General features: G+C 65.5%; 12 protein-coding genes. 7 read left to right on the plus strand and 5 right to left on the minus strand.

Features of this window, described 5'->3' with window-relative positions:
• The first annotated feature begins 85 nt into the window (after positions 1-85).
• From I55_RS11855 to I55_RS11885, 7 genes are all read left to right on the plus strand, one after another.
• On the plus strand, positions 86-2,104 hold the full coding sequence (locus I55_RS11855; protein WP_044560769.1) for a VirB4 family type IV secretion system protein: 2,019 nt from the start codon (positions 86-88) through the stop codon (positions 2,102-2,104).
• Positions 2,101-3,567: a hypothetical protein gene (locus tag I55_RS11860; protein ID WP_148293688.1), complete on the plus strand. Its 1,467-nt coding sequence runs from the start codon at positions 2,101-2,103 to the stop codon at positions 3,565-3,567. The genes I55_RS11855 and I55_RS11860 overlap by 4 nt, the downstream gene beginning before the upstream one ends.
• A gap of 110 nt (positions 3,568-3,677) precedes the next feature.
• The gene (locus tag I55_RS11865; RefSeq protein WP_148293689.1) at positions 3,678-3,908 is read left to right on the plus strand and encodes a hypothetical protein; all 231 of its coding nucleotides are present in this window, start codon (positions 3,678-3,680) and stop codon (positions 3,906-3,908) included.
• Complete coding sequence (locus tag I55_RS11870; RefSeq protein ID WP_148293690.1) at positions 3,905-4,738, plus strand: hypothetical protein; 834 nt, start codon at positions 3,905-3,907, stop codon at positions 4,736-4,738. Before I55_RS11865 ends, I55_RS11870 begins: the two co-directional genes overlap by 4 nt.
• A gap of 23 nt (positions 4,739-4,761) precedes the next feature.
• Positions 4,762-6,069: a TrbG/VirB9 family P-type conjugative transfer protein gene (locus tag I55_RS11875; RefSeq protein WP_044560773.1), complete on the plus strand. Its 1,308-nt coding sequence runs from the start codon at positions 4,762-4,764 to the stop codon at positions 6,067-6,069.
• A gap of 182 nt (positions 6,070-6,251) precedes the next feature.
• Complete coding sequence (locus I55_RS39005) at positions 6,252-7,685, plus strand: TrbI/VirB10 family protein (RefSeq protein WP_148293691.1); 1,434 nt, start codon at positions 6,252-6,254, stop codon at positions 7,683-7,685.
• A 13-nt stretch (positions 7,686-7,698) separates the two neighbouring features.
• Entirely contained in the window at positions 7,699-8,682 is a 984-nt protein-coding gene (locus I55_RS11885) for an ATPase, T2SS/T4P/T4SS family (protein WP_044560777.1), read from the plus strand.
• Between the two features lie 24 nt (positions 8,683-8,706).
• Here the strand turns inward: I55_RS11885 and I55_RS11890 are convergent, their stop codons facing one another.
• The 5 genes from I55_RS11890 to I55_RS37010 form a co-directional block, all read right to left on the minus strand.
• Positions 8,707-8,961 (minus strand): hypothetical protein, encoded by a 255-nt coding sequence (locus I55_RS11890; protein WP_044560779.1) that lies wholly within the window; start codon positions 8,959-8,961, stop codon positions 8,707-8,709.
• A 39-nt stretch (positions 8,962-9,000) separates the two neighbouring features.
• Complete coding sequence (locus tag I55_RS35860) at positions 9,001-9,231, minus strand: hypothetical protein (RefSeq protein WP_148293692.1); 231 nt, start codon at positions 9,229-9,231, stop codon at positions 9,001-9,003.
• A 93-nt stretch (positions 9,232-9,324) separates the two neighbouring features.
• A complete protein-coding gene (locus I55_RS37005) occupies positions 9,325-9,468 on the minus strand; it encodes a hypothetical protein (protein ID WP_159107173.1) in 144 nt (47 codons plus the stop codon).
• Positions 9,465-9,791: a hypothetical protein gene (locus I55_RS11895; RefSeq protein WP_148293693.1), complete on the minus strand. Its 327-nt coding sequence runs from the start codon at positions 9,789-9,791 to the stop codon at positions 9,465-9,467. Before I55_RS11895 ends, I55_RS37005 begins: the two co-directional genes overlap by 4 nt.
• A 260-nt stretch (positions 9,792-10,051) precedes the next feature.
• Positions 10,052-10,236 (minus strand): hypothetical protein (locus I55_RS37010; RefSeq protein WP_044560781.1); only part of this gene is annotated, 185 nt, incomplete at its 5' end.

Consider the following 10,236-nt stretch of genomic DNA (forward strand, 5'->3'; position numbering starts at 1 on the left):
GATGCGCTGAAGCCCGTTTTTCCTCCGGCGACCTCGTGTTCCAGCACGATGTGGTGCTGACGTTGCGCGTNCAGAGGAAAAGGGCATGGAGATGCTGCAACAGGCACTGGTCGAAACGACCAAGGGCCTGAGCGGTATGGAAATTCGGACACGGTCCGCCAACAACGGGTCTCTGCCTGAATTCTGGAGGGACATCACCTCCGGTGGCCTCGTCTCATCCCCCAGGCGGACGGTGATACCGACGGGCACCCTGGGCGAAGCTCTTTGGCGTCGTTTTGTCGGCGCTGAGCTCGCCTATAACAAATGGACGGGGCTGATCGAACATTGGATCGCCCCGCGCAAGCGCCGGTACACCCTTTGCGTGGTTGTGCCCAACTACGGCCCGGAATCGGTGCACGAGCTCTTGGAGCAGCTCATGTCGGTGGGTGGGGAAATCACCGTCAACCAGATGATCAATCCCTACGAACCTGGGCCCATGCCGCCCCGCGGCGCGCTCTATAGTGTGAAGTCCCGCCGGCGCCACAACCTGGCGGCCAGGGTGGCCGGCACACAAGCCTTCGAGGAATTCAACGCGGCGCAATCCCGCTTGGATATCACCAGCGAGGACGGGGCCGACGCCTACGCCGATTACCAGATGATGATCTTCTGCCATGGATCCACCCCTCAGGAAGCGGTCAAGGTCCAGGAGCAGGTCGTTGAGGTGGTCGACGCGCTGGAGATGGACGGTGTCGTCGAGCGGGGGCACTGCGTCCAGGCCTGGTCGACGCAGCTGCCGACCTATGACTGGATGGTGCGTGGCATACCGGTGTATGGCCAGAACATCGGGGAATGGGTGTCCTTCGACCGACCCCCGTCGGGCTCGAAAGCTTGCGACTGGGGACGGGGCCAGGTCCTGAACCTGCCGACCTGGACCGGGAACCGCTACGGAATCAATTTTCATAAGGACGAGCACCAGGAAAGCCCGGGCATGACCGTGGTCTTTGGTGAGATCGGCTCGGGCAAGACGACGGGTGTGCAGATGGCGGCGACCGGCACGCTGGTCAACTTCCCCGCGGTCCGAGTGACGGTGCTGGACCGCGCCAAGGGCATGTTCGTCTGGACGAGGGCCATGGAAGGGACCTACGTCGATGTGCAGCGGGAAGTGCCGGGTATGGCCTCGGTTCAGCTGAACTTCCTGCAGCTGGACCTCGACGAGCCGGATAATCAGGCGCATGTGAGGTCGATGTTCCGCGCCATGACGGGCACGGGCGTGATGGACGAGCGGGCCGAGGCCGACTACAGCCATGCTCTAGAATTGCTGCGCAAGGCCCCGCCGAGGACCCGGAAGCTCAAGGAGATCGTCCAGCACGCCTTCACGCCCGACGGCCAGGCCTATAAGGCCATGCAGCCCTTCATCGATCCTCAGCAGCACGGCAAGGTCTTCGACGTCATCGACAACGCCGCCAGCGTGGCTGCCACCAGCAGGCTGATCACCTACGACGTGGAAAAATTCATCGACGACCCGCGCCTCGGTCCCCCGTTGATCCTGGATATCTTCCACCGCCATCGCATGGCGGCCCGGCAGTACGGCGTGCCGTCATTGCTGATCTTGGAGGAGTTGCGGGCGCTCATCAAGAACTTGGAGCTGCGCAGCCGGATCGAGGAGCGCGTCCTGGAAGGACGAAAAGGACGCGAGGTGCTGGTGCTCGTGTCGCAGTACGCAAACCTGTCCAAGCACGACCCCGCCTTTCATGAGCTCATCCGCACCCAGACCCAGACCTGGATCGTCTTCCCCAACCACGCCGGCACGGACGACGATTACGAGTGGATGGGGCTGACGGAGAGGATGCTGGCCTTCTGCACCGGCAGGTCACCCCTGGTCGATTATGCCCGCCGGCCGGCGATGCTGTACCGGCCTGGCACCAAGGAAGCGGTGTTCGTCTATTTCGACATCGCCGACCTCGGCTTGCTGACCATGCTCTTCAAGTCGGGCGTGCAGTATTGGCGCAAGCTGATCGAGCTGCAGCAGCGGCTTGGGCCCGGGGTCCACGTCTTCGAGCAGTACATGGAGGTCGCGACCGGCTTTGCCGCTCGCGGCGCAGCCGACAGGGAGATCGCGGCATGAGCCTCTTTAAACGCGGCTGGCCGTGGCGCCGGTGGTACGGTGGCATGGCACACGGCGGCCTGAGCCACGGCATCGAGGACGCGGCCGCCGGCAATCCGGCTGAGCCACCGGGGCCGCCTGAGCCATCGATGCCCGCCAAGGCCGAGACGGTCGCGCATCTGGAAACGGTCGCCGGCGGCAATTCGGTGAGCGTGGTGCTGCAGGGGGTTACGCTGGACGAGGTGGTGGCCCTGCTGCAGAAGAGATCTGTGGCCCCGAAGGGCAACGGACTGCCTAAGGGCAGGCTGGCCGCCGCGTTCGCCCTTGGCCTGGTGCTGGCCGTGGCATTGGCCCCCCGGCCGGCCCGGGCGATCTTCGGCATTGGCGATACCGTTTTCGACCCGATCGTCAATTCAGGGATCATCAAGCAGGTGGTGCTGACCATCGAGGAGATCCAGCACCTCTACAACATCTACCAGCAAGGAAGCCGGATGCTCAATAATCTGGGCTCCGGCAACATCGCCGGGGCGATGAGCAACTTCGCCGGCCTCGCCGGTGATTTCGGCTACGCCAACAATGATTTGAAAACGGCCGCGCGCGTCGCCTACTACGCCCAGAACGGCAACTACCTGCAGTCGCTGGTCGCCGCCGGCGAGATGTCGAACGCCCAAGCGAATGTCGTGCAGCAGGCGATGAACATCGCCAACGCCGGGTCCACTGACGGCAAGCTCCATAGTCTGTTCGCCCTTGGGCGGGCCCTGGATACCCTCGACAAGACGGGCAAGTCGACCAGCGTTGGCCGCCAGCGGACCCCTATTGGCCAGTCGGTGGCCCTTTATGGCGCCCGGCCCAGTTTCGAGGCCTATAACGGCGAGACGCTGCCGTCCTCCATGGCGGGTGATCCCCTGGCGGCGCGCACCTTCAGCCGCAACATGCTGGGCCCGACGTCGGCGGCCATGGCGTCCGAGGTGACGCTGGCCCAGTTGGCGAACCGGCAGAAGACGGAGGACCTGGCGGCGGCCCTCGATGCCCATGGCGTGGCGCTCTACCACATGGCGTCCAGCAGCATGGAGGCCGACCGGCTGAATGCGCTGCAGCAGGAGGTTTTCAAGGGTGGGGCCACCGACCTGCAAGGCGAGATCGGCCAGCTGATCCTGGTTACCCTGCACGTTGCCGAGGAGACCGCCTCCGTGCGCAATCTCCTGGCGGCCCAGCTGCGCATGGAGGCGGCCCGCAACATCGCCAGCACCGGTACCACCTATAGCCGGCCCGTGGTGGCGCCGTTGCTCTACTCCGACACCATGGCGATCTACAAGGCGCTCGATACCAGCGCCACGTCTCTGAACGGCGCCGGCGCCACAACGACCCCGGGTACCGATGGTACCATCAGTTGGTCCGCGCCGGCGTCGACGCCCTCAACCACAGGCACCACGGGTACTTCACCCGCGAGCACATCCGCCCCGACGGGCGGCGGGAGCAACTGATGAGGAGGAGCTGGATCGGTGGGCAAGGCCCACGGCACCGTATGGTGGGGTGCGACCCGTCGGCCGCCAGTGCGGTGGTCCCCCGTGCGGTGTTCCTGGGCGTAGGCGTCGTGATGCTTGGGCTTATCACCGGCTGCTCCAGCAGCTCGGATGCGGACACGGTGCAGATCGGCCCGGCCCGGACCGACTACAAGGAGAGCCCCTGCAAGAGGAAAATCGCTTGGCTGGGCGGGAGTGGGGTGGACGGTCCCATCGACAGTGCCGGCGTCGATTGCCGTCCCATGCCCCAGGATGCTCCCCCCGGCCACGAGGAATGGCGCCGCATGATGGGCGGCGCATGATGCGGCTCTTCGGTAAGACCCTGGCCAAAGCCGGCAGAGAGCCCAGGCGGACGCCAAGCCTGGGTGGCGTGGCACCGGTGGATGGGGCAACTGGTCCCCGGCGGGTGGACCTGCCGTCGTCGGCGGATGAGCTGCCAGGGGATGAATTTCCGGGCAACTTCGATACCGGTCATGCCGACCGGCGGAGGGACAGAGTCCTTTCCATCCTGACCTTCGCCTTCGGAGCACAGACCGTGGCCATCATGGCGCTGACCGCCGGTGTCATGAGCCTGTTGCCCCAGCAGCGCTGGTATCCTCTCCTCCTGACCGCCGACACCCCGGATCATATGTTGGTCAAGGTGGAGAATGTCGCTGACAACAAAGCGGCGCTGGATCTGGCCGAAAAGAGTTGGGCCATCCAATGGATCCGCTATCGCCACGAGGTTCTTCAGGACGACAAGGTGATGGTGCAGCGCATTCTATGGCTGCAGCAGCATACCGAATCCGTCCTGCTGAGCCGTGTCAAGGCGGTCAGCCAGAAGACCCTCGCCGTCGCACGCTCGCCGCGGCACCTGAAGCGCCTGCTGGACGAAAAGAGCCTGGCCATGCGCCAGTTGGCGCCGGGCTACTGGGAGGCGTCCTTCCGGGTGCAGCAATGGGAGGATGATGATACCGGTATGGGACAGCCCCGGGGGGACCTGGTGCTGGTGGCGCACATCCGCACGGCCGTGGGGGCGGTGCGACTGACTGCCGAGCAGGCTGAGAGTGCCGATCCCAGCATAGCTTTCGGTTTCAGGGTGACCGGATACGACGCCTCCTTCGCGAACGGTTCCGAGGGCGGGGGGGCGTGATGGAACCGGTGGGCGAAAACCGTATGACCTGGTGGGCCCGGGTGGCCATTATGGCGATGATGGGGGCCGCCGCCCAGGGCGTCACCACCGCCAAGGCCCAGCTGGCGCCGCCCACCGGTTCGGCGGTGCCGGCCAAGGATGACCCGGCGGCGGCCGAAGCGGCCCTGGCCGGTGCCCAGGACAAGGCGGAATTGGAGAGCGGGCAACAGGTCCGCCCGGGGGGGCAGCAGGCCGGTGGCCAGCAAGCGGCCGGCCTGGGGTTGGGGGGCGCCCAGTCGGGCCCATACCAATCGGGCCAGGCTGGCGGAGGTCAAGCCGGGCGCGGCCAGGGCGGTGCGAACCAGGGAGGGGGCCAAGGCCAGAAGGCACCGCCCCCCAGCACTACCATCGACCCGCTGGCTCCCCTGGGCATGACGCAGCAGGCGTGGAACCGGCCGGTGGCGGCGCCTGGCCAGGTGGCCCCGGGCGTGCGGCTCTACTATTGGGAACCGAACACGGTATTCAGGGTCTATGCGCGTCCTCTGCAGCAGACCACGATCTACCTGCCAAAGTGCGAGAAGATCGTGAGCCTGTCGGTGGCCGATCCCGTAACCTACTACGTGGCCTGGGCGCGCATGCCGGGAGCCGCCGGGCTGCCCAGGCCGGTGACCCTGGACCAGATCGATTTTCAGCCCAAGTGCACGCAATGCGACAACAATTTCCAAGTCACCGGCGAGTCGGGCCGCACTTACCCCTTCCACATCGAGGCTACGCAGCTGGACGGCAAGGACGTCACCGACCTGCAGGTGATGATCGAGGATCCGAGGTTCTGTGCCGAGCGCAGCCAGTCCGTTCGCATGGACCCGGCGGCCGCCCGAGGCATGGGCATGACTGGAGGCGGCGGCGCTGGAACAGGTTCAGGCTACGGCACGCCAGCGGCTCCCTTCATCCGGGCGGAAATGCCGGTGGCGGGTGACGTGCCGGCCGAAGACATGGTCGACTGGGAGCGCTTTGACGTGGTGGCCCGGTCGGAAGCCGCCTGGCAGCGCATCGGGCCGCGCCGCGTGGGTTTCGACGGGCGGCATATCTTTCTGGACTACTCGCATCAGCCCGCCGTGCATTTCCCATCCATCCGGGAAGTGCGCGACAACATCGAGAGCCCCGTGCCGGCGGATATTGTCGGTGTCAGGGGCGACGTGCTTCGCGTTACGGCGCGGGGAGACCTGATCCTCAGGGACGGAAACGACATCGTCTGTATCTTCTTGCGGGAACGGCGAACGTCCAAGGGAGCGGCCACCGTCGACGACGAGCTTAAGGTGCCTGAGCGGCCGCCTGGCGGGGCAGGGAGATGAGCCGAACCTGGCGATGCTGGGGCATGCACCGGTGGAGGAAGGCCGGCGCGTGCGCGCTACTCCCGCTGGCCTTGGCCGCCGGCTGCGACAAGAAGGAGCCGCCGCCGGCCCCCAAGCCGCCGGCAGCGGACGTGGACGCGGTGCCTGACCCTATCTCCAAGCCTCCGCCGGTTCTGGGTCACTTGAAGCTCGCCCCGGGCCAGGTGAGCCTGGTGGCGGGCGATGGGGGCAGCTTGATCACCGTCTTCAACGGCGGACCGGGCGGTGCCACCCTCAAGAACTTCATGGCGGATGGCTGGCTGAAGATCACCAAGGACTGTCCTCAGGTCCTGAAGTCCTCAGCCTCCTGCAAGGTGCTGGTGAAAGCGGACCAGCCAGGCCACACGGCCCTGGTGGCCATCGCACCTGACACGGTCGAGCAGACGGTGTCCGTGGATATCGATGTCAGGCCACCCGTACCGCCGCCTTCAGCGCCCCAGGCGGGGGAAGCGCCAGCGCCCAAGATCGACCAGGAGGCGGAGCGCCTGGCGGCGATGAGGCGGGCGCGGGCCATCGCCGCCAATCCCACCGGTTACGTCGTCCGCCTGGATGGGGAGGGCGGAGACGGGGCCGCCAGCGTGGCGCCCGTGGGCACCGCCTCCCAGCTCATCGATCCGGGGGCACTGCCGGCCGATCCCGACGCGCCGGCGGCCCGGCGCTATGATGGTGTCGGCCGCTATGACGCATCGGCCGGCGTCGATACCCGCCGCGCCATCACATCGGAACACCCCATCCTCGCCATCCTCGACAGTCCCATCGACACCGAGCACTGCGGCGAGGTGCGGGCGCATGTTCCGGAGGCGGTGTACGGCACCGATGGCGAGACCGAGGTCCTGCCCGCCTGGTCGGCGCTGATCGGGTCCTGCAAGCCGCTGGGCAAGATCGGTGAGAAGAGGCTGATCGTCAGCATCAGGCGCATCATCCGGTCGACCGACAAGAGCCAGTTCCTGGTGGACGAGGTGCTGAGCGACCGCATGGGCCGCACCGGCCTGGTCGGTGACATGAACCGCCGCGTGCCGGAGCGGCTGCAGGCCGCCGTGCTTAACGCCGTCATCGGCGGCGTCACCATGGGATCGGCCATTTTGCTGGATGACAGCCAGACGACATCGGCCGTTGTGAACGGCGTGGCTCAGACCACCCAGACCCAGTCGCAGAAGTCGAAGGTGGCCCAGGCCCTGGGCCAGCAGTTCGACACGGAGATCGGCGGCACGGTCAAGGACATCCTGAAGGAAATCATCGACACGACCCCGACGGAGAGCGTGGCCTCCGGCGAGCCCCTGGTGATCTGGCTGAAGCAGGACATGTGGCTGGAGGAGCCGGAGGTGCGCGGGGGCGTGGGCCGCTTGCGGCCGGTGGAGGTGACCGTGATGGGGACGCCGACGGCGGCCGAGGTCAAGGCGGCCAAGGACAGGAAGCAGGCGCCACTGCCGCAGGGTACGGAGGTGCGATCCGGGCCCGACGGCCGGACTCAACAGACCCAACCGTCGGAGCAGATCGTTGTGCCGACGGCGTCGTCGGTGCGCTTCCAGGCCTCCTCCTCCGCGGCATCGGCCGAGCCGGCCGGCAAGGCGCAGTAAGGGGGCACCGCCGATGGCGTTCAGTGCATTCGCCGATTCCACAGCGATCGAGAAGAGCAGCTATCTCGTCCGGGAGCTGGAGCCGCTGGAGCCCTACCTGGACCGGCGTGACTCGCGTGTGATCGACATCCAGATCAATCGCCCGGGTGGGATGTTCCTGGAGGTCGATGGCAAGGACGATTACGAGTACGTGGCCGACCAGCGCATAACGGTGGATTGGGTGGAGAGGCTGTGCAAGGTGCTGGCCAACTTGACCAAGCGGCAGTTCACGCTGGAGCAGCCCTACATCAAGTGCTCCCTGCCGGGGGGGCATCGGTTTACGGGCCTGATGGGGCCGTCAGTGCCGGATGGAGGCATGGCGGTCAGCATCCGTGTGAAGCGGCGCGTTGAGATCAGCCTGGTCCAGTATGGGTTGGGCGAGGCACAGATCGAAGATCTACGGAAACTGGTAGCCCACGGCCGCCCGGTGCTGATTTCCGGGGGCATGGGCACCGGCAAGACCACCTTCCTGAACTGCCTGTTGAAATTCATGCCTGCCCGGCGCCGGACCATCCTTATCGAGGACGTGCAGGAGCTGGACCTGGACACGCCGAACTACGTGCGGCTCGAACTGGATACCGCCGGCGGCGAGGGCCGCCTCAACTGGGCGGCGGCCATCAACCTCAGCATGCGCCTCAACGGGCAGTCCTTCGTCTGCAGCGAACTGAACGTGGAGAACGCTCTGCCCATGGTGCGGGTCATGACCTCGGGACACAGCAGCTTCATGATGACCTGCCACGCCAACTCGCCGGCGGAGGCCATCATGGCCTGGGGCAGCAATTACGAGATGAGCTCCGGCCATCCGGCAGGCCCCATGATCCGGCGCGTCGCCCGGGTGCTGGACGAGGGGGCCATCATCCAATTGGAGCGTGTGCCGGGTGGCGGCCGCCGGGTGACCGAGCTGGTCTCGGCCAACCAGATCGCCGGTATCCAGCACATTCTGAAGGAGACCACATAAGCCGGTTCCCGAAACCGACGGGCTCTAACGCCCCTGCTGACAACCACGTTTTCCCCGTAGCGCCAACGCCGGCTCCATCGCGTTGCGCAGGGCGACGGACAGGTTCTCCGCCCGGATCAGCAACGGTCGAAATTCCCCGGGGGCCAGGAATTCATACCCGCCGCCACGACTGAGGATGCGCCGAAGCCCCTGAGCGGCGGCATCAAGCGCAGCGGCCGCTTCCTGGAAATCAGTTGCCGTCTGCCGCAACTCTTCGTCGGTTACCAACGTCGCATCCATTTTTATTCCCTCAATTGACTTTGCGCGCATCGGGTCGGTCTAATGACTATTGTCATAGCTATGGTCCTGCTTTGCGTTTGCGGCCTGGTCCTCTGCCTCGATTTCCTTTCGGGCAGTGGCACCGCGGTCGTATTCGCTTAGCCATGCGCGACCATTGAAACTTTCGGGATGAAAGCGCTTTGGTATGGAGCGCGGCATCTTGTAATAGCCGTGAAAAAAACCTTCTTTTTTTGCGCGTTCATAAGTTCGACGTTCGCTCGCGCGGCTCATGGCTCACGTTTTCCTTGCATAGAGCCCCAGTGCTCCGGAGGCGTGCTGAAGGTGACGTCCATATCGCCTTCTTGCTGTGGTCCGCGTGGACGATCAAGACAGCTTGTTGAATTCGGTCAGCATGCCCTTGCCGTAGGCATGATCCAGCAGAACTACCTCAGATGCGGCGACGCAGCCCGGATACATCGAGCGAGCCGCCCCTTCATAATCCGTGGCCTTGTCGGCGGCGGTGGTCACGGCAATAAGTTCAGCTGGGTGGCCACACGGCGGGCCATTTCGGTGTAGCTGAGGCCCTGGGTCTCGAGGGCAAGCAGCCGCGCGTCCTCCTCCGCCGTGAACAGGCGGACGCTGTGCTTTCCTCGCTTGATGATCACCGGTGCCGCCGGCACTGGTGGTAGCGCGCGCGGCTTTGAGATCTCGACTCCGTGCTTCAGAAAATTCCACTGCAGGCAGCCGATCGATACGCCGATTTTGCCCGCGATCGCACTCACGGGAAGGTTCGCTTCCCGCATCCTGGTTGCGGCAGCGAGCTTCTCGCCCGTCAGTTTTCTTCTGGCCATGGTCGCCTCGGAATGGTCGGTTGGGAAAGTGTGAGAGGTGGCCGCCCGCTTCCCACCCCGGCTGTACCTGGCGGTCCGTGGTATCGTGACCTGCGTAGGTGGTCGCTCACGCGCCATTCCTCCCCGCCCAGCCGCCCACAGTCGCCACGGTGTCACGGGCCCTAGCCTCGTCCGCAACCTCTCTACTGGCCCAAGCCCCACCTGCCGGGCCGGGCGGGTAAGGGGCTTGGGCGGACTGAGGTTGCATTGCGTGCTGGTGGTCAGTCCGTGCCGGTGGTGCAGATATTGATCGAGCCGTTGTCATGGACATCGATCGAGCTGATTGCGTGTGGGGTACCGGTCAGCGCGGCGAGGGTGGTCAGGAGCAGGTGGAGCACTTCTGCGACTTTGCCTTCCGCGGAACGGACGGCGTCGCTGCATGCCTGCATGTCCTTGGAGTTCATGT

It is taken from the genome of Azospirillum sp. B4 (assembly GCF_000333275.1).
In the GTDB taxonomy this organism is placed as follows: Bacteria; Pseudomonadota; Alphaproteobacteria; order Azospirillales; family Azospirillaceae; genus Nitrospirillum.